The following is a 19,486-nucleotide window of genomic DNA, read 5'->3' as shown; positions in this document are numbered from 1 at the left end:
CGGTCGGTTCGCTTAGGGGTTTGGTTTGGTGCGGTCAGCTGTCGGACCCTTGCCGTTTCGGCAGCCTCGCGGCGGGCGGCGGAGACGTGGGGCAGACTGTCGCCCTTCACTCGCCTGTACCGAGGCGGTACGCGATTGCTGCGACCTGTCCGGATTACGACTGGGGCCAGCTGGGCAGCAACAGCCTGCTCACAGACGATCTGCCACAGCCGTTCCGCGCTGATCAACGCCGAGCTCGATGTCTCCGTCCAGCCCCCAGCCGGCATGTCCTCTTCGGGCACGTACTCGGGTATGTAGAGACGGTTCCGAACCTCAAAGAGAGTCGCCTGTTCTACGTGTCGGGCCAGGGCCTTGTCGGCCACCGTGAGGAGGCGGTGAAGGCGCCACCCGTAGCGCTCCAGTTGGGGCAGTCGCTTCGAGCCTGAGTCGGCACAACCGACTTTCACGGCCCGCATGTGGGGACTCTCCACCACGTAGGTGTGGGCTTCCCTGGTCACTCTCCAGCCCCCTCGCGGACAGCGTTGGACTTGCGCTTGGTCTCGCCTGCGGCGGCGCGGGCGACGGGGTGGTGCGGCAGGCTGTCGCCCTTGGTTCGGCGGGGCGGAACGGGCCGATACGAGGAGCGGGCTCGAGGAGTCTTGATTTGGATCGCACGCTGGGCGTTCGTGACCTTGGCGGGCTTCTCGCCAAGCGCCCGTGACTGTGCTGCGGCAACTCGTCGCTGGGCTGCGTTACGAGCGCTGATGATCTCCACGCTGTCGCCCGGGTCGGTGCCCTCGATGTCGTTGTGTGCGCGCTTCCAGATGGTCTCGGTCACGGTGGTCTCGCCAAGTGCTGCCGCGAGCTTGAGGGCGTGCTGCCACACCTCTTCGAACTTGGCCTCGCGGTTCGCGGCAAGCTGTGCGGCATCGGCGGCCGCAGCGTCCGCTTCCGCCTTGGCTGCTGCCGCGCGCTCGGCCGCGAGAGTCGCTTCCTTCTTGGCCTGCTTGGCCGCTGCCCTGTGCTGAGTCCAGCGCTGCCGCAACGTCTGCTTTCCGTCGCGGGCTCGGATGCGACCGTGCTCGTGGAGATCCCACACGCCGGGGCCGGCGATCGAGGCAACTGCGGTCGCGCAGGCCGTGACGGTGTCGAACGAGGTGAGCCCGTGGCCCAGGTTCACGGCTGCAGCCCCTGCCGCGATCAGCCAGGCGATCAGCCGGTAGTGCCAATGCGGCCGACGGTCGGTGACTGCGGCTGCCGCACCCTTGAGGACAACCCACGCCCCCGCTTCGAGAACGATCGGGACACCGCCAAGGTACGGACGTTCGGGGCTGTAGAACGCGGACATCTGAACAGGCAGGGCAACCAGGGCGCAGACCACGGCAAAGCCGAGGGCGGCATGCTTCCACGATCGGGCCGAGGCTTCGCGGGCTTCCTGGTCAGACTCGGCCGCCGCTTCCTTCTCCTCGGCAGCTTTGCCCTCGGCATCGGTCAGCCGCTGGGTCTCGGCGAGCTTCCGCTCCAGCTCGGCCATGCGAACCTTGTGCGCCGCCTCCTCGGCTTCGTCTCGGCGAGCAGCCCGCCCGTTGGCGAGGCGCAGCTTCTCAGCTTCCTCCGTGGCCTTGATGAGCTCGGCTTCTGCTGCGGCCTTGGCTTCGATGCGCAGGGCCTCGGCTTCCGCTTCGGCGCGGGTTCGAATGGCGTCAGCCTCGGCGAGGGCTACGGGGTCGAAGGCCGGCTCGGACTTGACGAGCGTCCACGGGTCCGCCTCCGGGCGCGCGGATCCGTTGACGTGGTCCATGGTGCTGCTCACGGTCGTGATCCCTTCGTGTGGTGGGGGTTAGGCGGCTTTGTCGTAGCCAGGGCGCTTGAGGACCCGGGTCTTGTGCTCGTCGAGGAACACGTCGGCGGCGATGGCGGTCAGGGCGAGGACGGCGAGGAGGATCCGGTCACCGACTGGCGGGGTCATCCCGAACACCCAGGCCAGCGCGGCGAACAGGGCGAGGATGCGGGCCCGGCGGGCTGCCGCGGTCAGGTCGGCGGTCATGACCACCGCCACGGCTCACCGAGGCGGGCGGCCAGGAGGGCGGAGTCGCCGATCTGGCGGGCCATTCGGGCCCAAGCTCGGTCCCAGAACCGCAGCCGGTCGGCCGCCTGGTGCAGCGCGACGCCCACCTGCTGAGCGGTGTTGGAGTTGACCTTGAACGGGTCTCCGCTGCCGCGCTTGAGGACCGGTGCGAGCGTCGGCCACTCCTTCGGTGCGGCGTTCTCCAGCTTGTCGCGCAGCTCGGCAACGTCGCCGTAGGAGAAGCCGTACCGGGTACCGCCGTGCGAGATGCTCCAGCCCATGGCTGATGAACCCTTCTGCGAGATGGTGGGTGGGGTGGTGCTGACAGATCTCCAGTCCGCCCGTTCGAGACGGGCGGAGCGGGCTACGGTCAGCGCTGCGGCTTCATGTCCTGCCAGCTGGTCCCGCCGTCCCTGCGGGAAGCTCCGCAAGGGCAGTAGCGCGGGTGGTCGGCCTCGCGGTTCTCCGCGCAGCACTTGCCGCAGGTCCAGTGCCAGTCGTTGTTCTTCGCCATGGTTTTCCCTCCCTGGGCCGGGGTTGTCCCGGCTCCCCTCACCGCCCGCACCTGTCGGGCGGATCGGGCAACCGGTCAGCGGAGCTGAAGGTCGACGTGCTCGTGGTCCGGGTCGGTGCAGTCGAGGCCGTCGTCGCACAGCTGCACGTAGGTGCCGAGCAGGGTGGCGCAGACGGCGTTGGCGACGACCATCCCGGCCTTGCCCTGACGGGCACCGACCTTGACGATCGCGCCGGTGGCCTGGTTGGCGGCGTGGGACACCTTCTTGCCGAGCTTGGACATGGGGTCTCCTAGCGGATGGCGTTGGCGAGGGCGGGCCACAGGCGGTCGTCGCGGCCCCAGACCGGGTCGACGATGTTGAGGCGGACGCTGCGGTCCTTGACCTCGCGGAGGGCGTGCCGGCCGATGCCGTGCCACTCGCGGGCGGCCTGATTGCGGCCGAGACGGAACCCGCCGAAGCCGGTCACCGGCTCCCCGTCCCTGTCGGTGACGGCCACGTACCGCATCGGCCAGCCGCGGACGACGAGGAAGCCCTGCCGTTCGAGGGCGGTCAGCCTGTGGAGGAGGGGACTGCGGTCGTGGACGATGCCGTCGACGTGCGCCTTCTGCCGCCAGTGGGCGCCGCCTGAGACGTTGTCGTAGGCGGGCTGGCTGCCGGTGGTGACGAACCCGGCCCGGTTGGCAGCGGCCAGGGTGGGGATCAGGTGCCGAGCACCGTTCTCCTCCTCCTGCCCGAACGGCCCGAAGTAGCCGGGCCAGTCGGGGCCGCGACCCTCCATCCACAGGGCCATGGCCTGCCCGAGGTCGCCGATGCTGCGGGCGTCCCGCCACACGGAGCCCATCAGGCGGCCTGCGGCTGAGTCTGCCGGAACTCGACGACCTGGATGCGGGCCTCGATGAGGGCGGTCACCGGGTCGAGGTGGTCGGCCTCCGCCTCCCGCTCGGCGAGGGCGAGGTCGTACTCGGTGGGCGTCTTGATCAGGGTGAACTTGGGCATGTCGGTGCTCCTCTTCGGTCAGGCGGGGTGGTCTAGCGGTGGGTGTGGAGGCCGGCAGCGAGAGTGCTGGCGGGGCAGGGGCTACTCGCCGTCCTGCGGGTCGATGGGGTCGCTGCCGCCCTGCCCGCACCAGTCGCAGGCGGTGGCGGCGTACTGCGGCGCGCTCATGACGTGATCGCCTGGAGCATGCGGTCGGCGTCGGCGCGGAAGCCGGCGGCGTAGGCCGGGTCTCCGGCCTCGTCGGCCAGGACGGCTGCCTGCAGGGAGTGGGCCACGGCCTGCTGACGGCGGGCCCGACGGACACGGGCCAAAGCCTCATCCATCGACGGGTCCGAGCTGAAGGCGAGGGGTCGGACCGGGGCGGGCTGGGCGCTCATGCCGGCACCCCCTCGAGCATGGGGCTGAGCTCGACGTCGAACGGCGTCGGCAGCGGCGACATCTCAAGCTTGTACGCCTGCGCCGTCAGGTAGCGGGTGAAGAAGTCCGCCTCGAAGTCGCCGAGGTTCGGGGAGAGCATCACGACGATGCGGGACCCACGGACGACCACGCAGCCGAAGAACTCGGCGTCGGTGATCTCGGAGGTGATGACCTCGACGTGCAGCTCGTCCGTCATCTCGGCGAGCCGGGTATCGAAGACGTAGTCGAGGGTCGGCCGCTGGCCATTCACCATCCGCAGCGCGGGCTTCGCGGCAAGCGTCGTGGCGTTCACAGTGCCACCGCCAGCTCGCTCGCCGGGATGCCGCGGTCGTCGAGGTACTGCTTGAACGCGGCCCTGCTGACGCGGATGGTTCCGCGGCCGGAGCCGACGCGGTAGGAGGGAAGCCGGCCCGACTTGATCTCTCGGTAGACCGTGGTCTGGTCAACTCGGAGGGCGGTGGCGATGAACCTGACCCCCAAGGGGCGGCCATCGGGTGCCTGCTGCGGGGCAGACACGGTAAGCTCGTGCTGCATCTCTGAGACCCAATCTCTGATGCGTAGGCCCTGACGGGCTCGGTGTTCCAGCACCGAGACAACCCCGTCGGGGCCTTTGCTTTGGAAGCCTGGCTGAACTTGTCGGTTCTGCTGTTCCTGCCGACACAGAGGAAGTTATAACAACTATGACTCCCCGCGCAAGGCTGTGAGCGGATCGTCACGGAAGTAGCTGTAGATGCACTGGTCAGGGCCGTGGTTCACTTGTAGTAACTAGTAGACGAAAGGGGCAGTGTGACTAAGCCGAAACCGGCGTACCAGCAGATCGCCGACGACATTCGCCAGCGCATCTTCGACGGGGACTACCGCTCGGGGGAGAAGCTGCCGACCGAGGCGGCCCTGATGGCCGAGTACGGCATGTCCCGCATCGTGATTCGCAACGCCATCCAAACCCTCGTGAGCGAAGGCCTGGTCACCACAGAGCGCGGCAAGGGCATGTTCGTCCGCAGGCAGCAACCACTGCGCAAGCGAATCTCGGGCGATCTTTACGGCAAGAGGCCTGTCGGCTCCCCCGTGCAGGCGGCTACGGAAGCCAGCGGGCGGCGATCCGAACTTGAGTCGTCAACGCGCCGAACCGAGGCAACCAAGGTCATCGCCGAACGTCTCGCGATCGAACCTGGCGACGAGGTCGTGCGGACCACCTATACGTTCTTCGCCGACAGCGACGTGATCAAGCTGTCGACCTCTTACGAGCCGCTCGCCCTGACTGGCGGTACGGCCATTGAGCACCCGGAGGGTGGCCCCGTATCGGGCGTCGTGGCACGCTTCGACCTGATCGGTCTGCATATCACGAAGGTGGTCGAAGAGGTCACCGCGCGGGCCCCCCGGCCGCGCGAGGCTGAGAGCCTGAAGCTCCCTCCGGGCGTCCCGGTCATCGTCGTCGCACGCACGTATTACGTCGACGAGCTGCCAGTCGAGACGTGCGACATCGTGGTGGCCGCGCATCAGTACGCGCTCTCATACACGATCCCGATCCCGCCGGCCGAAGCCGCCGAGTAGGCGCGGAACGCAAGAAGGGCCCGACCGCATGTCGCGCGGTCGGGCCCTTCGCGTACCACTACAGCATGCCTCGCTGTTTCAGCTCCTCAATGAGATCGTCTCTCATAGCTCGGATCTTGGAAGCGGGGAGATCTGAGCCTTTGACGGCAATGATCATGAACGCATCACCGATGCCCTCTTCGTCAATCGGCACCTTGACCAGGCTCAAGCCCTCCGCGCCAAGTGCGGGGGTCGGCGCGCCGCCGTCGCGGATGGAGGCGCACGACCCCGGCGCCCAACCCAGGGCCGCGTCGATCTTCGCGTAGTTGATGTCGCGGATCGGCTGCCCTTCTTCGAGGCGGTGGCACGTTCCCTTGGAGACCCCCGCACGCTCCGCTAGAGCAGCGCGGCTGAGTCCAAGCTCAGCCCGGCGGGCGCGAACCTGTGTGGCGAGCCGGTCGTGGTCACGATCATTGGCCTGAGTCATGCGAACAGTATGCCAACTTGGCCCAAGTCGATTCAACTATCGAGATCTAGTTGGGCGAAGTTGTGGCGAAGGTGCCGATGTTGCCACTACCGTGAAGCACGGAGGGCCCACCCCGAACGACCAAGAACCGGGTGGGCCCATCGATCAATCCACTGTGTCCACAGATCGGAGAGACCATGTCCATGGTCGCACCTTCCACGCCAGATGGCGGCAGCCGGGGCTTGCAAGCCTTCACATTCGAGGGCGCCGAGGTCCGCACGACGCTGGTCAACGGCGAGCCGTGGTGGGTGGCGTCAGACGTCTGCACCGCCCTGGGTATCGCCAACGTAGGTAACGCCCTCGCCCGCCTCGACGAAGACGAGAGGAGTTCTATCCGCCTGGCGGATGGAAGTCCGGGGAACCCCAACCGGGCCATTGTGAACGAGCCGGGCCTGTACACCCTGCTCCTCCGATCAGATAAGCCTGAGGCCAAGAAGTTCAAGCGCTGGGTCACCCACGAAGTGATCCCGCAGATCCGCAAGACAGGTCAGTTCCAGACGGCTCCGACACCCGCACCCGCGCCTGCCCCGAAGGAGATCACCGCGGCGGCCGGCCCGCTGCCGTACCGGGATCAGGCGGAGATCCTCGCGATCCTCCGCCCGGCCCTGCCCGAGCCCTACGCGACAGCCACGGCCAAGGTGATCCTGGCCCGCGCCATGGGCGAGCGGCCTGAGCTGGAGCCGAGCGAGACGCCGCTGTACGCGGCCACGTTCCTCGCGGAGAAGGGCCACAAGGCGAAGACGGTCGCGAAGTTCCAGTCCGGCTTCGGGTCGCGGGTATCGAACGCCCACTTCAAGCAGCACGGACGGCGCCCGGAGAAGATCGCGGGCCCGGCGGGTTCGCGGATCGACAAGGTGGCCGTCTACACGGAGGAGGATCGGCCGCTGCTGGAGGCGGTGTACGCGGGGATGAGTGACCTCATCGCCGCGTTCGAGCACGGGGACCAGATCGCCCTCAGCGCCTGACCCCGGACGCACAGGAAGGCCCCACCCGATTGGGTGGGGCCTTCGTCATGCAGCTGACCGGTCCACTGCCGGCAGCCGTAGCGCTTCGGCGTGCCCGTACTGCGTGCCGCAGTCGTCGCAGCGGATCCCGGGGGTGTCGATGGTGACCTTGAGGACGGCGCCGCACGGGCAGCCCACGGGGATCCGGCGGGGCGGTCGTTCGCCGGTGATGATCGAGTCACATTCGGCTCGCAGCCGGCGGACGTCTTGGGCCAGGTCGTAGACGGCCTCGTGGGCGTCGCAGAACCACGGGACTTGGGTGCGGAGGAACGCAACTGCGCCGTCGACGGTCTGCTGGACGTCGCCGCGGAAGGGTGCCGGCTCCCAGCCGAGCGTCTCGCGGGCGTCGCGTTCCCAGGTGACGACGACGCCCTCTATGCCGCCGCGGGCGCGGAGATCCAGTACGCGCTCGTTGACCGGAAGGGGGGCGGTCCGGCTGCCGGCACGCCCGCTGTCGCCGCGGCGGGACGGGGCGAGGTGCTGTTCGAGCTCGCGGTACAGGCGGGGCAGGGAGGCGAGTCCGGCGTCGAGGCGCTCCTCGCACCCCTCGTGGACTCGGGCGGTGGACGGGTTCCGGCAGATCGCGCAGGCGCTGATGGCGTTCACGGCTGAGCTCCTTGTGCGGGCGGTACGGGCGGTCAGGCTGTGAAGCGCGGCTTCCAGTTGGGTCCGCGGAGGGACGCGGGGACGGCTGAGGTGGGGTTCGTCGGCCGCAGGAGGTCGTCGAGGCGGCGGCAGTACGCGTCCATCTGGTCGGCGTAGGACTTGTAGAGGTTCACTGGCCGTTCCCACTCAGGCCGGTCGAGCTGGGCGAGTTCCTCGTCGGTAATCCCGTAGCCCTCGGCGAGCGCGATGAGCGTTTCGCAGTCGTTGGTGTGGTCGACGAGGTAGCCGGTGTCGTCGGATCCGCAGCCGCGGCAGGCGTACTGGTCCCAGTGGTTGCCGCCGGCGTAGCAGTGGATGGCAAGGATCTTCCGGTCGGCGGCGCACCGGCGGAGGGCAGCGGCCGGGGTGACGAACAGCCCAGTGGCGCGAACCTGTCCGGTCGCGTCGCGGACCTCGGTGGCGACGTAATCGCTGGCCCCCGTCTCTACGGGCATTGGCGACGGCGGGCACGTGCGGGCGGCCTGCTCGGCCTCGTCGATCTGCTGGCTGATCCAGCCGTGCAGGTCAGGCATCGCGGGTCTCCTTCGGCGGGTCGAGGGTGGCGCTGATCTGGTGTCGGATGCGGCTGACCTGGGCTAGGTAGTCCTTGGCGCCGGCATAGTCGGGGCTGTCCTCGGCGAGTCCGTACAGTCGGCCGAGCTCCGCTTCGACGTCGGGCTGGCTGCTGATGGCGTGCTCGATCCGCCAGTACGCGATGAGCGCCGGGCCGAACCGCCATCCGCGGACCTTGAAGCGAGCGGTGTGCCGGTCGTAGTCGTCGAGGCGGTGGGGGCAGTCGCGGACTATCGCGGCACGCAGGTCGGCGGGGGTCACGGCTGGTCTCCTGGTTCGTAGTCGTCGATGGCGCCAGCGGTGACGGTGGTCCGGTAGGCGCGGGGCTGGGGTTGGGGGCCGTGGAGGTCGGTGAACGCCTGCTCGTCGGCGGGTGGCGGGGGCGGCTCGGGGGTGTAGGCCTCCTCGTGGGGCAGCCACAGCGGGGGCCGGCCGGTCACCTCGGCGCCTTCGCCTGCTCGTACCGGCGGCGGGCTGCGATGAACTCGGCGTCGGTACCACCGCGGTCGGGGTGCGCGTCCGCCATCGCCTGTCGCAGCTTCTGCAGGGGCGGCTTCGCCTGGCTCGGGATCACCGGCGGCGCCAGGTACAGCACGCTCTGGAACCGGCGGTGGTAGATCTCGCCGTCGGCCTCGATCCGCTGCCGGTCGACGAACGCGGCCCGGCCCCGGAGCGTGAAGTGGATCCGCTTGCTGGTCTTCTTCGTGATGGGGTGCTGAAGGATCTTGTAGTTGCCGAGGGGGCCGTCGTCCCAGTTGGCGTCCCAGAGTTCGTACAGGAACTCGCTGGGCTGGATGGCGGTCATGGGTTCCTCCGGGTGTCGGGTCGGTCGGGGCGGCGGGGCTGTACGGGGCCGCTGAGCGTCTCTCAGCGGCCCGGACCTACGTGGGGACGGATTCGGGGCTTGAGGCCGGGAGAGACGCGCTCAGGCGGCTTCCTGGGCCTGCCGTGCGGCCTTGAGTCCGTCGCGGTACGCCTTCTCGCCCTCACGGCAGGGGTCGCAGATCTGCTTGCCACGCTCGCCGCGTTTCCGGTGCGCCTCATAGCCGGCGTGGTCCCCATGGCGCTGTGGGCGGCCGTCGAGGATCCCCGCCCGGCAGGCGAGAACGACGGCGTTGGTGATGCTGCGGGCGCCGAGCTTGCGGCCCGCCCGGACGGCGATCTTCGCGACGGACTTCTCGTGCAGGCCGAGCCGGGCGCCGATAGCGGCGTAGGTGTCGCCCTCCGCGGCACCGGCCAGCACGGCGAGCTCCGTCGCGGTCAGCTCCGGCCGGGCGGGCGCGGTCACGACCGGCCTGCAGCTTCGGCGTTGGTGCGGTATTCGACCGGCCACATGGGCGGCTTGCCGGTCCCGGGGCAGTCTTCGTTGGTGGGGAAAGCGGGCCGGTGCTTGCCCATTACGCCCGACGCGGTCATGGCCCGGTCCTGTGTGCACCAGGAGCACCAGCCGCGGGGGCGGGGCGGCTTCGGAATCTCGGGGTAGACGACGCGATAGGTCGGGTGGTCGACGACCGTCCGCCGTTCGCCCTCGACGCGGAGGCGCAGGTGCGGGCCGCGGGTGCCGACGATGACGGCGGGCTTGCCGCCGTAGGTGACGTTCATGCCGTGCCGGGCGGGGACGCCGTAGTTTCGGCGGATCCATTCCATGGTGCTGGCCATCGGGTTCTCCTCGGGTGGTGGATGATCGGGGTGGCCGCCTCCGATAGCCCCGGAGGCGGCCGTCCACGTCACGGGGTGGGGTCGACCTCGGGGTGCGTGAAGCGGACCGGCTTGCCGAGGCTGCGGGCGTAGGCGATCTCGGCGCGGGTGCTGTCGCCGATGTAGTCGCCGACCACGAGCACCTCGTCGGCGAGCCGGATCTTGGCCCGGTGCAGGCCGTCCAGTCGGACCTTCAGCTCCTCGGCCTCGACCGGGTCGGCCCAGCGGGGGTGCGGGGACTTCATGTCGCAGCCGGGCATGACGACGATGTGGCCGTCCGCGGTGAGCTGGAGGTCGGCCTCGCCCATCTCCGTCATGAAGCGGGTGCTGCCGCAGATGCAGGTGATCGTCGGGATGTTGAGTCGCTCCTTGGCGCTGGCGAGCTTCTCTTCGGGAGTCAGGTACTCGGGGTAGGGCATGGGGTCCTCCGATGCTGGGGCTGGCGGTATCCGGGGCAGGCAGGTCAGGCGGGGTCGTCGGCCGTGGTGAGTACGAGCTGTCGGTCGAATCCGCCGCGTTCGGCGTGCTTGCGGATGCGGGCGGCCTCGAGGTCGTCGAGGGTCCAGCCGCAGATCTGCGTCAGGGCGTACAGCGCCTCGAGGACGTCGGCGAGCTCGGTAAGGAGGTCGTCGCGGTTGTCGGCTTCGGCGACTTCCAGGGCTTCCTCTTCGAGCTTGGCGACGAGGAGCTCGGCTGCTTCGGCGGTGTCGGCTACGCGGGTGTCGAGGTGCTGGCCGCGGGCTGCGGCGATCTCGGGGATGCGGTCGCGGATGAGCTTGGTGGTCACGTGGTGGCCTTTCGGGTGTTGGTGTGGTCGGTACGGCGCCGGGTGGCGGGGCGGGTGTAGCGGGCCGCGTGGACGGCGGTCACGCGGCGGGCCGGTCGGCGGAGTCGATTCGCTCGGTCACTTGGCGGCTCGACGGAGACGGTCGGCGATCCGGCAGCAGGTGCGGCACCGTCGATAGCCTTCGCTGGACACGATCGTGTTTGCGCTGTCGTAGGGATGGCCTTGAGGGCAGTGGGTCTTGGCCGCCGCCTGCGCGGCGACGCCGCCCCCTCGGAGCACGTTCGCCCGCTGGGACACAGGTTCGAGGTGCCACGGATTCACGCAGGCCCGGTTCCTGCACAGGTGATCGAGAACCAGGCCGCCCGGTATCTCCGACCTCAGGGCCTCGTAGGCGTAGCGGTGGGCGCGGACTGCTCGCCCCCGAAACTTGAATCGGCCGTACCCGGTGACTCCAAGGCTGCTGGTCCAGAGCCAGCAATCATCGGCAGAGTCGCCAGCTACGTGCGACCAGAATCGATCACTGTCGGTGATCTTCATGCGATCTGCTCCCCTTCGGATTCGGAGGCGGTGAGGTACGACGGCTGATGGCGCATCACGACCCACTGCTGCCTGCAGTGGGGGCACTGGTAGCCGTCGCGGGTGGTCTGGCCGCGGCGCCGTTCCAGGGCGGGCTCTATGTCCCGCTCGAGGCAGTTGGGGCAGGTGTCCGTCATGGCATCCCTCCAGGGGTGCAGCCGAGACAGGGGCATCGGGTGGGTGCGGCAGGACGGTCGGCGAGGATCCAGTGCCGGTAGTCGGCGACCGCGGCATCGATCTGCGGGCCGGACGCCGGCGGTACGGGGGTCGGCCGCCTGGTGCCGGTGGGCCAGGCGCCGGGGTAGGCGACGTGGACGATGTCCGGCTCGGGCTCCGGGGCCGCAGCTCGCTGGCGGGGCAGTTTGGGGTGGATCCCGGCAGCGGCAAGAAGGGTGGCTACGAGGTCGCCCTCATCCCTGGCGGCCACGATGTCCTCCGGGGTCAGCTCGGTCACGACGCCTCCGAAGCCATGTCGACGAAGCGGCCGTAGTGGCCCTGAAAGGCGACGGTGATGTCTCCGGGGTGGCCGCCACGGTGCTTGCCGACGATCAGGTCGGCTTCGCCGGCGCGGGGCGAGTCGCGTTCGTAGGCGTCCTCGCGGTGCAGCAGGACCACGATGTCGGCGTCCTGCTCGATGGCTCCGGACTCACGAAGGTCGGAGACCTGGGGGCGCTTGTCGGTGCGCTGTTCGGGTCCGCGGTTGAGCTGGGCAAGCACGATGATCGTGATGCCGAACTCCTTGGCCATGAGCTTCAGCTGGCGGGACATGTCGGCGACGGCCTGCTGGCGGTTCTCGGATTTGGGGGCGTACATCAACTGCAGGTAGTCGACGATCACGAGGCGCAGGCCGACAGTGCGGACGAGGTGCCGGACCTGGCTTCGCAGCAACGGGACGGACAGGTGTCCGGTCTCGTTGATGTGCAGCGGTGCGGGGCGTACCTGGCCGGCGGCCTTCGCGAGTCGGGTCAGACCTGCGGGGTCGACGGTGCCTTGCTTGTGGTGATGGAGGCCGACCTGCGCGGCGGAGCACAGCAGGGTGTCGGCGAGATCTTCCTTGTTCATCTCGAGGGACTGGAACAGCGTCGGGATGCTGTGCTTGACAGCGGCGGCCCGGGCGAGGCCGAGGGCGAAGGTGGTCTTGCCCATGGCCGGGCGGGCGCCGACGACAACCATCTGGCCGGGGGCCCAGCCGCCGGACAGCAGGAGGTCGAGGTCGATGAATCCGGTGGGGATGCGGTTCTCGGTCGTGGGCTTTGTGACGGCTCGCTCGAGGCTGCCAGCGAGGAGGTCGCCGACGACCGCCATGTCGGCCTGGTCGGTGGCGCCGAGGACTCCGTCGAGCTGGGCCTGGGCGGCGGGAACGTCCTCGTCGGGATCGAAGGCGGCGGACCGGCCGCGGGCGATGGCTTCGTAGCCGTGGGCGACAAGCCGGGCGGCGGCGGCCTTCTTGGTGATGCTGGCGGCGTACCAGGTGGTGGATCCGAGCTGGGCGCGGCCGTACAAGTCGACGAGCTGGTCGCGGGTGAGGGGCACGATCGGCAGGTAGCCGGATGCCTTCCAGGCCTGCAGCTGGGTGTTGACGGCCTCGTAGCGGATCTCGCCGGCGGTGAGCTTCTGTCGGATTTCGTCGACTGCGTGCCACACCCAGCGCAGGCGGTCGTCGGTGATGTCGGCGGGGTCGAAGGCGGCGGCGAGGTCGTCGATGAGTTCGGGTTGACGCATGACGTTCGCGACGACGATGTGTTCTGCGTCGAGGTCCCGGGGGCGGGCGGGGCCGTCGAGTCCGGTCTCGTCGGCGGGGGCGTCCCACAGGTCGGCGCTCACGCTGCACCGCCCAGGCGGCGGTCGTCGCCCTCGAGGAGGAGGACCCCGCCGCGGAACATCTCCCGGAGCCGGGACTGGACGCGCTCGCCGACGAGGTGCTCGGTCTCGCCGGGCAGGACATCGCAGGTGATCAGAACCGGCCGCCGGTTGATGTACCGCTCGTCGAAGATCTCGTAGAGCCGTTCCTGCGTCCACCCGACAGGAGAGACGCGGGCTGCGGCCAGGTCGTCGATGTACAGCAGGTCGGCGCGCTGCAGCTGGGCGGTGAGGACGCGACCGTCGTAGTCGCGGCTGTCGGGGCGCAGGGCGTCGAAGAGGGCCGTGGATCGCCAGGTCTCAACAGACGGCAGGCGACCCGTGTCGGCAATGCGACGGTCGATCCAACGTCGAGTGGCCTGCCAGGCGGTGTGAGTCTTGCCGACACCGATGGCGCCGGTGAGGAACAGGCTCCGGGGGGAGTCCGGGAGCTGGTCGGCCCAAGTGGCGGCCTTGGGGTGGATGTCGATGTCGTGCTGGTAGATCACCGGCGTCTGCGCCAGGAAGCCGGCAACAGCGTCCTCGCGGCGTTCTCGGCGAACGGAGTCCCGCGGGTCGGGCAGGTCGTCAGAAGTTGAGGGCACTGGCCTTCTCCTCGTCGGTCATGAATCGGGGGGCGGTGCTGGGGCCGGCAGGGGCGGCACTCCGCTGTTGGGCGGTGGCCTGCCGGCGGAGGGTGGGGTACTTCTCGCGGAGCTTGGCCGGGCTGAGGATGTGGGCGTTCCAGAAGTCGGAGGCGTGGGCCCAGTCGATGGCGGTAATGGCCTGGTCGGGCGAGACGCCATCGAGGTCGAGCAGGCGGCGCATGTCGGTCCGCCACTTGTCGGTGATGCGGGGGCGTTTGTCGCCGCCCTTCTCGATCACCGTGGCCAGGTGCTTGCAGACCCGTTCGACGTCGTGCCGAGGGGGAGCATCCGCGGACTCCGCAGGAGTTCGAGAAGTCTTTTCTTTTACTTCTGTCTCTGTCTCTGTCTCTGCTTCGGTTTTGCTTTGCGTTTGCTTCACCAAAGCCGAAGCAAGTGCTTCAGCGTTTGCTTCGCCCCTGGAATCACCACGACGGGACTCGCCGGAACGCTTCCCGCCCTTCTGACCTGCGGCAGAACGCTTGGCGCGGAGGTCTTCGACCTCGGAAGCGGAACGCTGATGGATGACGTAGTCGTGGATGACGTAGGTGTCGGACTCCGCCGGAGGGCACTTCGGGCAGTCGTGGCCGCTCTCGTGCCACAAGCCAACGCGAAGCAGTGCCGAAGCATTTGCTTCGAGGTTGCTTCCGTCCGTCAGTCGGAGGGCGAGAGGCTTCGGAATCACGCCGTCAGTCAGCTGACGGGAGGCGTAGGCGAGGCCGCACACGTAGAGCCAGGCGGCTTCCCCGCCCGCTTTAACGATCTTCGGGTGGTCCGGCAGACCGTCATGCACCTTGACGTAGGTGCGCTTGTCCTTCTCGGCCATCGGAGGCTTCTTCCTGACTGGCGGCGGTGGATGCGGGTGGTGGTTGGCTAGGCCGCGGCGGCGTACTGGCTGCGGATGCGGTGCACGGTGCGCTTGCTGCAGCCGATCTGTTCGGCGATCCGCCAGGCCGCAACGTTGCGCTTGGTGAGCGCGAGGACCGCGGCTTTCCGTTCGCGCGGCGTGAGCCGGGCGGGAGGGTCGCCGGCGACGGCCCGCTCGATGGCGGCCGGGTCGGGCTCGACAGGCACGTAGTTGCGCGGCCTGGGTGCCCGGTTGCGCTCCCATTCGCGGCGGCAGGCGATGCAGTACGCCCATCCGCGGCGGTCGCGGCCGATGTTCTCCGGGTACGGGTGGTTGTGGAGGCAGGAGCTGCGGTTGGCGGCGCGCTGGTAGCCCATCAGGCGGCCTGCCGCATCTCACGGAGGCGGTCGCGGCGAGCCCGCGAGTAGGCGGAGGCGGCGCCGCGGCAGACACGGCACCGGCAGCCCTTGGTGTAGCCGGACCGGCCGTGCTTGGCGGCGCCGATGTCGATCGGGTCTTCCTCCGGCGGGGGAAGGAAGGCGCGCTGCCTGGCCACCCAGTTGTCCTTGTGCCAGGCGGAGACGGTGTCGCGGCTGCACCGGAGGCGTCGGCTGATGTCGGTGAAGTCGTGGCCCCGCTGGTGAAGTAGCTGGGCGGCGTAGACCTTCTCGTCGGCGGTCAGTTCTGTCGTCTCGCCGTTCATGGCCTTCTCGACGGCGACGAGGTCGAGGTCGTTGTAGAAGGTCTCGGTTGTGGAGGGGTAGAGGCGGCGGCTGGGGGCGACTCCTGCCCGGGTTCCGGTGATGACTGCGGTGGTCACTGGGGGTCCTCCGTTCGGCGGGTCTGGTGGGGGATGGTGTTGCGGGACTGCAACGGGAGCCGCAGCCAGGCTTCGAGCTGGGCTATCTCGCGCTGCTTGCGGCGTTCGGTGACGTCGTCGGCGACGGTCTGCGGGTCACTGCCGGTGGACTGCTGCCAGCGGCGGCGGGTGCGGCCCAGGTGCCAGGCGTCCCAGCCGTAGGTGGCGATGAGGAGGAGACCAGCCGCGGCGCCGATGCAGGTCCATACGGTGTCGGAGGCGTTCATGCGGCCTGCTCCGCCCGTGCGGCGGCGGTGCCGATCCAGTGGTGGCAGATCGACCGGTGGACGGTCGCCCGGCTGGACTTGCCGAATTCGACGTGGCGGATGATGCCGCGGCGGGCGGCCTTTCCGAAGCGGGGGCCCCAGCAGTTGGGGTGCGGGGGCTCGCCGACGAGTTCGAGCCGGACCAGGTCGGCGGCCTGGAAGACGACTCCGCGGGAAGCCATCTCGGCTATCGCTTCGTCGCAGTCGGCGGCCCACGTCGGGTCGAGGAGGCCGATGCGCTTCATGCCGCGCTGCTTGGCAGCGTCGCCGGCGGACGGGTTGATGACGGTGCGGACGGGAGTGGGGATCTGCAGCTGACCGGACATAGCAGGGTTCCTCTCGCGTGCTGTACTGGTGGGGTGGGGCGCCGCAGGTTCGGGCCGCGGCGCCCCGGGGGTTCTGCTACTGCTCGACGGGCTCGGGGTTGGCGTTCAGCCAGGCGAGGAGCGGGCCGGCGATGTCCCGGGCTCCGTTGGGTCGCTCGATGACCTTGCGGTTCAGCGCGGGGCAGCGGGACTTGAGCACCTCGAGCCGGTTGTCGATGTCCATGGACACGGCCACGTCGAACTCGTACTCGATGCCCTTGCGCTGGTCGGGGCGCATGCCGACCCGCTTGGGCTTAGAGCCGTCCAGCACCCACTCGGTGTAGGAGCGCATCGAGGCGACGATGTGGCCGGGGTAGGCGAGGATCGCGGCGACCATGTCGTTCTGGATCGGGGTGCCGTCCTTCCAGCCGGCGAACTTGTTGCCGCCGTACCTGCTGCTGGCCTTCTCGACCTGGGCGAGGGTGCCGTCGGTGCCCTTCCAGAAGTGGGAGAGGCTGTCGACGAACACGGTGGGGTAGCCGGCCTGGGCGGCGGAGTCGAGGACGCGGACGAGGTCGCGGGGGTCGTAGCGGTCCATGGAAACGGAGTCGAATTGGATGCCGCCGATGCCGGCGTACAGGCTGGCGGCTCCGCCCTCGGTGTCGATGACTGCGAACTGGCGCCCCTCGGACAGGCCGTGAGCGATGCTGAGTCCGGTCCAGGTCTTGCCGGAGCCGGACATGCCCTGGATGGACAGGCGGGCCTTGCGGCCGGCCTTGCTGGCGGGGCGGAACTCGAACCCTCCGGCCGCTTCGGCCTGCTGGGGCCGGGCAGTTCGGACGGGCGGGGGAAGCTGGGACACGACTGCTCCTAGGCGTACTGGCGCTCGATGTAGGGCGGCAGCCCGATGACGGTGGAGGTCTCGCTGTAGGCGGGCCAGTGGCCGGTCTCGCGGCCGTAGAGGTAGCGGCCGACTGCAAGGTGGGTGAGTCGGAGGCCGGCGTATCGGGCGACTGGGTCGAGCTCGGCGACCTGCACGAGGTACGGAGGCTGCTTCTCCTGAAACAGGAACTTGAAGGAGGCGCCGTCGGGGATGAGGCCAAGCTCGACCGCACCGCGTCGGTAGATGTGTTCCTGGATGTGGTAGCCGAGCTCATGGACGGTCTTGCTGAGCTTGTCCGGGTGGACGGACTGGGTGGTCTTGTAGTCGGCGATCAGGTCGGGGCGGAGCCAGTCGAAGCGGCTGCGCCACCAGATCGGGCCGTCGGGCCAGAAGATCGACTGCTCGGCGAGACCGGACCCGGGGGTCAAGATCTCCGAGGCTTCCGGATCCGCCGCCAGAACTTCGGCCATATCGCAGATCCGCTGGTAGTCGGCCTGCTTGAGCGGAATCCCGCCGGCATCCCGTATGGCCTTGACCTTCGCCTTGGCGGCGTTGGTGTTCCACTTCTCCTCGTCCACCACCACCAGCTCCGGCCCGTCGCCGAGCACCACGGTGTGAGCCGCCGTGCCGAACTCGAACTCCGGCTTGAAGGGCTGCGGGTGGTCGAGGAGGTAGCCGTAGCGGGCCGGGCAGTCGGCGAGGATCTTGGCGCCAGAAGCGGAGAGGCTGCCGCCGGGGACCGGGTCGGAGTGGTAGAGCTCGGCGGGGATGTCGTACAGTCCCGGCTCGATCTCGGCGGCCGCGGTCACTGCTCGTTTTCCAGCTCGTCGAGGCAGTCTTCACAGACCGGGCCTTCGGCGGTGCGGGCGAAGGGCCCACCTTCGTCGCCGCAGCGGGCGCACTGGATGCGGCTCACGCGGCGGCCTGCCCGTTCGCGATGGCCTGCAGCCGGCTGATGCCGTCCTTGTCGTACTTGGCAATCTGGACGGCCTGAACCTCGGCCGGGAAGGCCTGGGCCAGAAGGGCGGCGTTCTCGATGTCGGCGCCGGCGATCAGCTCGAGGAGCTGCTGGCTCCAACGTCCGGGTGCGTAGCCGCCGCGGCCGAAGACGGAGAGGACGTGGCAGGCGGTCTCGGCAGGGATGGTCGAGGTGTAGTGGTCCATGCTGGGCTCCTTCAGGGTGTAGTCGGCCGCGGGCGGGCGGTCAGCCCGTCCGGGGCGGTGGTTGGGTCGCCGGGGGCGGCCGGTCGGTGCACGACCGCACCCGGCGGGTTCTAGGCGGCGACGGGGCGGTTCTGGTGGAACACCGCGTCGGTGCCGTAGACGATCCGCTCGCGGACCTCGTAAGCGTTGGCGCCGATGGTGGCCTTGATCTCCTCCGGGGAGAGAGTCCAGTCGATGAGGTCGGCGATCTCGTCGACAACCCGGCGGGCCTCGACCGCGGACTGGGCGGAAGCGATGATCAGCCCCGCGTGGTGGCTGATGTGCCAGTGGAACTCTTCGCCCCATCGGATGTATGGCAGGCCGCGGTAGACGTAGAGGCCGGGTGCGGGCTGGATCGCGTTCACGGTGAAGGCGGGCTTCCCGCGCAGCTGAACGACGTGCTGGTGAACTGTCATGACAGGAGTCCCTTCTCGCGAGCCTGGTGGAGCGGTACGACAGGGGTGGGCTGGGTGTCGGCGACCGCGGAGTGTGCGGTGAGGGAGGAGACGGCCTGCTGGTTCTGTCGCGTGGCCTCGACCGCCCGGGACAGGTCGTCCCGGAGCTGGCTGACCTTCGCGTTGGCGTTGTCCCATCCGGTGGTGGCGACGGTGAGGCGGCGTTCCAGGTCCGCGGTGCGGGCCCGTTCCTGGTCCAGTTCGGCGCGGAGGCGAGCGTTGTCGTCCGCCGCCCGGTGCTGGCCGCGACCGCGGGTCCGCTCCCGGACTATGTCGGCGAGGCTCATCGGGGCGCCGCCGGCTGGTAGTCGTCGAGGGTGGGCTCGTCGGCGAGGAGTCCGGCGATCTGCTCGTCCCGCTCGGCGAGCAGGGACTGGAGGCGGACTACCTCGGCCTGTGCTTCCTTCGCCCATCCCTCCCACGCCTCGCGGTTGCTGACCTGGCGGAGGATGCCCTCTCCGTAGGCGATGGCGCGCTGCCGGGCGGACTGCCAGGCCAGACGCATCCGGGCCAGGTCCCGCTCCTCCTCCCAGAGGGCGAGGCCGGTACCAGCGATCACGTTGGCGAGCTCCCCGTTCTGCCGCTCGGCGATCTCCAGCTGGGTACGGGTCTCGGCCAGAGCAGCGACCAGTTGGTCGACCGCCACCTCCGCCCGGGAGCGGTGTCCCGCCTCGGCCTCCTTCTGCCAGGCCTTGTAGGCGTCGCAGGCGAAGGTGCCATCGCCCTCCTCGTTGGCCTTCTCGCAGGGAGCGCACTCCTCCCAGCCGCTGAAGACGTGGTGGAGGTGGGAGCCCTGCTCGTGGCTGGCGTGGATCGCGTCGCGCAGCAGCGTGATCTCGGCTCGGGCGTCGAGCGGTGCGTCAGGCACTTC

The 19,486-nt window shown here is 69.3% G+C and carries 37 protein-coding genes and 1 pseudogene; 2 read left to right on the top strand and 36 right to left on the bottom strand.

Features of this window, described 5'->3' with window-relative positions:
• Positions 1-493: 493 nt before the first annotated feature.
• The 10 genes from OG472_RS15780 to OG472_RS15735 form a co-directional block, all read right to left on the bottom strand.
• Positions 494-1,792 (bottom strand): hypothetical protein, encoded by a 1,299-nt coding sequence (locus OG472_RS15780; RefSeq protein ID WP_405941604.1) that lies wholly within the window; start codon positions 1,790-1,792, stop codon positions 494-496.
• A gap of 27 nt (positions 1,793-1,819) precedes the next feature.
• Positions 1,820-2,026 carry a hypothetical protein gene (locus tag OG472_RS15775; protein WP_405941603.1) on the bottom strand — a complete coding sequence of 69 codons (207 nt, stop codon included), beginning with the start codon at positions 2,024-2,026 and terminating at the stop codon, positions 1,820-1,822.
• Positions 2,023-2,328 carry a hypothetical protein gene (locus tag OG472_RS15770; protein WP_405941602.1) on the bottom strand — a complete coding sequence of 102 codons (306 nt, stop codon included), beginning with the start codon at positions 2,326-2,328 and terminating at the stop codon, positions 2,023-2,025. Before OG472_RS15770 ends, OG472_RS15775 begins: the two co-directional genes overlap by 4 nt.
• Positions 2,329-2,417: 89 nt before the next feature.
• Positions 2,418-2,561, bottom strand: a complete 144-nt coding sequence (locus OG472_RS15765) for a hypothetical protein (protein ID WP_405941601.1) — start codon at positions 2,559-2,561, stop codon at positions 2,418-2,420.
• A gap of 75 nt (positions 2,562-2,636) precedes the next feature.
• The gene (locus tag OG472_RS15760) at positions 2,637-2,843 is read right to left on the bottom strand and encodes a hypothetical protein (RefSeq protein ID WP_405941600.1); all 207 of its coding nucleotides are present in this window, start codon (positions 2,841-2,843) and stop codon (positions 2,637-2,639) included.
• 8 nt (positions 2,844-2,851) lie between these two features.
• Complete coding sequence (locus OG472_RS15755; protein ID WP_405941599.1) at positions 2,852-3,403, bottom strand: DUF6919 domain-containing protein; 552 nt, start codon at positions 3,401-3,403, stop codon at positions 2,852-2,854.
• Positions 3,403-3,558 carry a hypothetical protein gene (locus tag OG472_RS15750; RefSeq protein ID WP_405941598.1) on the bottom strand — a complete coding sequence of 52 codons (156 nt, stop codon included), beginning with the start codon at positions 3,556-3,558 and terminating at the stop codon, positions 3,403-3,405. The genes OG472_RS15755 and OG472_RS15750 overlap by 1 nt, the downstream gene beginning before the upstream one ends.
• 164 nt (positions 3,559-3,722) lie before the next feature.
• Complete coding sequence (locus tag OG472_RS15745) at positions 3,723-3,935, bottom strand: hypothetical protein (RefSeq protein WP_405941597.1); 213 nt, start codon at positions 3,933-3,935, stop codon at positions 3,723-3,725.
• The gene (locus OG472_RS15740; protein ID WP_405941596.1) at positions 3,932-4,267 is read right to left on the bottom strand and encodes a hypothetical protein; all 336 of its coding nucleotides are present in this window, start codon (positions 4,265-4,267) and stop codon (positions 3,932-3,934) included. Before OG472_RS15740 ends, OG472_RS15745 begins: the two co-directional genes overlap by 4 nt.
• Positions 4,264-4,509 (bottom strand): helix-turn-helix domain-containing protein, encoded by a 246-nt coding sequence (locus tag OG472_RS15735; RefSeq protein ID WP_405941595.1) that lies wholly within the window; start codon positions 4,507-4,509, stop codon positions 4,264-4,266. The genes OG472_RS15740 and OG472_RS15735 overlap by 4 nt, the downstream gene beginning before the upstream one ends.
• Positions 4,510-4,761: 252 nt before the next feature.
• Between OG472_RS15735 and OG472_RS15730 the strand changes: the two genes are divergently transcribed.
• On the top strand, positions 4,762-5,526 hold the full coding sequence (locus OG472_RS15730; protein WP_405941594.1) for a GntR family transcriptional regulator: 765 nt from the start codon (positions 4,762-4,764) through the stop codon (positions 5,524-5,526).
• Positions 5,527-5,584: 58 nt separating this feature from the next.
• Here OG472_RS15730 and OG472_RS15725 read toward each other — a convergent pair whose 3' ends face one another.
• A complete protein-coding gene (locus OG472_RS15725; protein ID WP_405941593.1) occupies positions 5,585-5,992 on the bottom strand; it encodes a helix-turn-helix domain-containing protein in 408 nt (135 codons plus the stop codon).
• A gap of 221 nt (positions 5,993-6,213) precedes the next feature.
• Here OG472_RS15725 and OG472_RS15720 point away from each other — a divergent pair, with 221 nt between their 5' ends.
• Complete coding sequence (locus OG472_RS15720; protein ID WP_405941592.1) at positions 6,214-6,996, top strand: Bro-N domain-containing protein; 783 nt, start codon at positions 6,214-6,216, stop codon at positions 6,994-6,996.
• A 45-nt stretch (positions 6,997-7,041) separates the two neighbouring features.
• Here the strand turns inward: OG472_RS15720 and OG472_RS15715 are convergent, their stop codons facing one another.
• From OG472_RS15715 to OG472_RS15595, 25 genes and pseudogenes are all read right to left on the bottom strand, one after another.
• Positions 7,042-7,641 (bottom strand): hypothetical protein, encoded by a 600-nt coding sequence (locus tag OG472_RS15715; RefSeq protein WP_405941591.1) that lies wholly within the window; start codon positions 7,639-7,641, stop codon positions 7,042-7,044.
• Positions 7,642-7,673: 32 nt separating this feature from the next.
• A complete protein-coding gene (locus tag OG472_RS15710; RefSeq protein WP_405941590.1) occupies positions 7,674-8,213 on the bottom strand; it encodes a DUF6221 family protein in 540 nt (179 codons plus the stop codon).
• Positions 8,206-8,514: a hypothetical protein gene (locus tag OG472_RS15705; RefSeq protein WP_405941589.1), complete on the bottom strand. Its 309-nt coding sequence runs from the start codon at positions 8,512-8,514 to the stop codon at positions 8,206-8,208. Before OG472_RS15705 ends, OG472_RS15710 begins: the two co-directional genes overlap by 8 nt.
• On the bottom strand, positions 8,511-8,693 hold the full coding sequence (locus OG472_RS15700) for a hypothetical protein (protein WP_405941588.1): 183 nt from the start codon (positions 8,691-8,693) through the stop codon (positions 8,511-8,513). The genes OG472_RS15705 and OG472_RS15700 overlap by 4 nt, the downstream gene beginning before the upstream one ends.
• Positions 8,690-9,058 (bottom strand): hypothetical protein, encoded by a 369-nt coding sequence (locus OG472_RS15695; protein WP_405941587.1) that lies wholly within the window; start codon positions 9,056-9,058, stop codon positions 8,690-8,692. The genes OG472_RS15700 and OG472_RS15695 overlap by 4 nt, the downstream gene beginning before the upstream one ends.
• A gap of 306 nt (positions 9,059-9,364) precedes the next feature.
• Positions 9,365-9,541 (bottom strand): annotated as a pseudogene (locus tag OG472_RS15690) (LuxR C-terminal-related transcriptional regulator); the annotation flags it as partial.
• A complete protein-coding gene (locus OG472_RS15685; protein WP_405941586.1) occupies positions 9,538-9,912 on the bottom strand; it encodes a hypothetical protein in 375 nt (124 codons plus the stop codon). The pseudogene OG472_RS15690 and the gene OG472_RS15685, both read right to left, overlap by 4 nt.
• Before the next feature lie 68 nt (positions 9,913-9,980).
• Complete coding sequence (locus OG472_RS15680) at positions 9,981-10,370, bottom strand: hypothetical protein (protein ID WP_405941585.1); 390 nt, start codon at positions 10,368-10,370, stop codon at positions 9,981-9,983.
• Positions 10,371-10,414: 44 nt separating this feature from the next.
• Positions 10,415-10,738, bottom strand: coding sequence for a hypothetical protein (locus OG472_RS15675; protein WP_405941584.1), 324 nt, complete (start codon positions 10,736-10,738; stop codon positions 10,415-10,417).
• A gap of 117 nt (positions 10,739-10,855) precedes the next feature.
• Positions 10,856-11,275 carry an HNH endonuclease signature motif containing protein gene (locus OG472_RS15670; RefSeq protein ID WP_405941583.1) on the bottom strand — a complete coding sequence of 140 codons (420 nt, stop codon included), beginning with the start codon at positions 11,273-11,275 and terminating at the stop codon, positions 10,856-10,858.
• Complete coding sequence (locus tag OG472_RS15665) at positions 11,272-11,451, bottom strand: hypothetical protein (protein ID WP_405941582.1); 180 nt, start codon at positions 11,449-11,451, stop codon at positions 11,272-11,274. Before OG472_RS15665 ends, OG472_RS15670 begins: the two co-directional genes overlap by 4 nt.
• The gene (locus tag OG472_RS15660) at positions 11,448-11,768 is read right to left on the bottom strand and encodes a hypothetical protein (protein ID WP_405941581.1); all 321 of its coding nucleotides are present in this window, start codon (positions 11,766-11,768) and stop codon (positions 11,448-11,450) included. The genes OG472_RS15665 and OG472_RS15660 overlap by 4 nt, the downstream gene beginning before the upstream one ends.
• Positions 11,765-13,138, bottom strand: coding sequence for a replicative DNA helicase (locus OG472_RS15655; protein WP_405941580.1), 1,374 nt, complete (start codon positions 13,136-13,138; stop codon positions 11,765-11,767). Before OG472_RS15655 ends, OG472_RS15660 begins: the two co-directional genes overlap by 4 nt.
• The gene (locus tag OG472_RS15650; protein ID WP_405941579.1) at positions 13,135-13,758 is read right to left on the bottom strand and encodes a DnaA ATPase domain-containing protein; all 624 of its coding nucleotides are present in this window, start codon (positions 13,756-13,758) and stop codon (positions 13,135-13,137) included. Before OG472_RS15650 ends, OG472_RS15655 begins: the two co-directional genes overlap by 4 nt.
• Positions 13,742-14,623, bottom strand: coding sequence for a hypothetical protein (locus tag OG472_RS15645; RefSeq protein WP_405941578.1), 882 nt, complete (start codon positions 14,621-14,623; stop codon positions 13,742-13,744). Before OG472_RS15645 ends, OG472_RS15650 begins: the two co-directional genes overlap by 17 nt.
• A 47-nt stretch (positions 14,624-14,670) precedes the next feature.
• On the bottom strand, positions 14,671-15,021 hold the full coding sequence (locus OG472_RS15640; RefSeq protein WP_405941577.1) for a helix-turn-helix domain-containing protein: 351 nt from the start codon (positions 15,019-15,021) through the stop codon (positions 14,671-14,673).
• Complete coding sequence (locus OG472_RS15635; protein WP_405941576.1) at positions 15,021-15,464, bottom strand: helix-turn-helix domain-containing protein; 444 nt, start codon at positions 15,462-15,464, stop codon at positions 15,021-15,023. Before OG472_RS15635 ends, OG472_RS15640 begins: the two co-directional genes overlap by 1 nt.
• Positions 15,461-15,730: a hypothetical protein gene (locus OG472_RS15630; protein ID WP_405941575.1), complete on the bottom strand. Its 270-nt coding sequence runs from the start codon at positions 15,728-15,730 to the stop codon at positions 15,461-15,463. The genes OG472_RS15635 and OG472_RS15630 overlap by 4 nt, the downstream gene beginning before the upstream one ends.
• A complete protein-coding gene (locus tag OG472_RS15625) occupies positions 15,727-16,095 on the bottom strand; it encodes a hypothetical protein (RefSeq protein ID WP_405941574.1) in 369 nt (122 codons plus the stop codon). The genes OG472_RS15630 and OG472_RS15625 overlap by 4 nt, the downstream gene beginning before the upstream one ends.
• Positions 16,096-16,171: 76 nt before the next feature.
• A complete protein-coding gene (locus OG472_RS15620) occupies positions 16,172-16,936 on the bottom strand; it encodes an ATP-binding protein (RefSeq protein WP_405941573.1) in 765 nt (254 codons plus the stop codon).
• Positions 16,937-16,944: 8 nt separating this feature from the next.
• A complete protein-coding gene (locus OG472_RS15615; protein WP_405941572.1) occupies positions 16,945-17,766 on the bottom strand; it encodes a PD-(D/E)XK nuclease-like domain-containing protein in 822 nt (273 codons plus the stop codon).
• Positions 17,767-17,869: 103 nt separating this feature from the next.
• A complete protein-coding gene (locus tag OG472_RS15610; protein WP_405941571.1) occupies positions 17,870-18,121 on the bottom strand; it encodes a hypothetical protein in 252 nt (83 codons plus the stop codon).
• A gap of 110 nt (positions 18,122-18,231) precedes the next feature.
• Positions 18,232-18,576, bottom strand: a complete 345-nt coding sequence (locus OG472_RS15605) for a hypothetical protein (protein WP_405941570.1) — start codon at positions 18,574-18,576, stop codon at positions 18,232-18,234.
• A complete protein-coding gene (locus OG472_RS15600; RefSeq protein ID WP_405941569.1) occupies positions 18,573-18,902 on the bottom strand; it encodes a hypothetical protein in 330 nt (109 codons plus the stop codon). Before OG472_RS15600 ends, OG472_RS15605 begins: the two co-directional genes overlap by 4 nt.
• Positions 18,899-19,483 carry a hypothetical protein gene (locus tag OG472_RS15595; protein WP_405941568.1) on the bottom strand — a complete coding sequence of 195 codons (585 nt, stop codon included), beginning with the start codon at positions 19,481-19,483 and terminating at the stop codon, positions 18,899-18,901. The genes OG472_RS15600 and OG472_RS15595 overlap by 4 nt, the downstream gene beginning before the upstream one ends.
• Positions 19,484-19,486 lie beyond the last annotated feature (3 nt).

This window comes from Streptomyces sp. NBC_00207, assembly GCF_045160965.1.
Classification (GTDB): Bacteria; Actinomycetota; Actinomycetes; order Streptomycetales; family Streptomycetaceae; genus Streptomyces.
This window is presented reverse-complemented; position numbering and strand designations above follow the sequence as displayed.

Coding starts and splice junctions, on each gene's coding strand:
- OG472_RS15775 (WP_405941603.1), bottom strand. CDS start 2,026: ATGACCGCCGACCTGACCGCGGCAGCCCGCCGGGCCCGCATCCTCGCC.
- OG472_RS15770 (WP_405941602.1), bottom strand. CDS start 2,328: ATGGGCTGGAGCATCTCGCACGGCGGTACCCGGTACGGCTTCTCCTAC.
- OG472_RS15765 (WP_405941601.1), bottom strand. CDS start 2,561: ATGGCGAAGAACAACGACTGGCACTGGACCTGCGGCAAGTGCTGCGCG.
- OG472_RS15760 (WP_405941600.1), bottom strand. CDS start 2,843: ATGTCCAAGCTCGGCAAGAAGGTGTCCCACGCCGCCAACCAGGCCACC.
- OG472_RS15755 (WP_405941599.1), bottom strand. CDS start 3,403: ATGGGCTCCGTGTGGCGGGACGCCCGCAGCATCGGCGACCTCGGGCAG.
- OG472_RS15750 (WP_405941598.1), bottom strand. CDS start 3,558: ATGCCCAAGTTCACCCTGATCAAGACGCCCACCGAGTACGACCTCGCC.
- OG472_RS15745 (WP_405941597.1), bottom strand. CDS start 3,935: ATGAGCGCCCAGCCCGCCCCGGTCCGACCCCTCGCCTTCAGCTCGGAC.
- OG472_RS15735 (WP_405941595.1), bottom strand. CDS start 4,509: ATGCAGCACGAGCTTACCGTGTCTGCCCCGCAGCAGGCACCCGATGGC.
- OG472_RS15725 (WP_405941593.1), bottom strand. CDS start 5,992: ATGACTCAGGCCAATGATCGTGACCACGACCGGCTCGCCACACAGGTT.
- OG472_RS15710 (WP_405941590.1), bottom strand. CDS start 8,213: ATGCCTGACCTGCACGGCTGGATCAGCCAGCAGATCGACGAGGCCGAG.
- OG472_RS15695 (WP_405941587.1), bottom strand. CDS start 9,058: ATGACCGCCATCCAGCCCAGCGAGTTCCTGTACGAACTCTGGGACGCC.
- OG472_RS15685 (WP_405941586.1), bottom strand. CDS start 9,912: ATGGCCAGCACCATGGAATGGATCCGCCGAAACTACGGCGTCCCCGCC.
- OG472_RS15680 (WP_405941585.1), bottom strand. CDS start 10,370: ATGCCCTACCCCGAGTACCTGACTCCCGAAGAGAAGCTCGCCAGCGCC.
- OG472_RS15670 (WP_405941583.1), bottom strand. CDS start 11,275: ATGAAGATCACCGACAGTGATCGATTCTGGTCGCACGTAGCTGGCGAC.
- OG472_RS15665 (WP_405941582.1), bottom strand. CDS start 11,451: ATGACGGACACCTGCCCCAACTGCCTCGAGCGGGACATAGAGCCCGCC.
- OG472_RS15645 (WP_405941578.1), bottom strand. CDS start 14,623: ATGGCCGAGAAGGACAAGCGCACCTACGTCAAGGTGCATGACGGTCTG.
- OG472_RS15640 (WP_405941577.1), bottom strand. CDS start 15,021: ATGGGCTACCAGCGCGCCGCCAACCGCAGCTCCTGCCTCCACAACCAC.
- OG472_RS15630 (WP_405941575.1), bottom strand. CDS start 15,730: ATGAACGCCTCCGACACCGTATGGACCTGCATCGGCGCCGCGGCTGGT.
- OG472_RS15625 (WP_405941574.1), bottom strand. CDS start 16,095: ATGTCCGGTCAGCTGCAGATCCCCACTCCCGTCCGCACCGTCATCAAC.
- OG472_RS15610 (WP_405941571.1), bottom strand. CDS start 18,121: ATGGACCACTACACCTCGACCATCCCTGCCGAGACCGCCTGCCACGTC.
- OG472_RS15605 (WP_405941570.1), bottom strand. CDS start 18,576: ATGACAGTTCACCAGCACGTCGTTCAGCTGCGCGGGAAGCCCGCCTTC.
- OG472_RS15600 (WP_405941569.1), bottom strand. CDS start 18,902: ATGAGCCTCGCCGACATAGTCCGGGAGCGGACCCGCGGTCGCGGCCAG.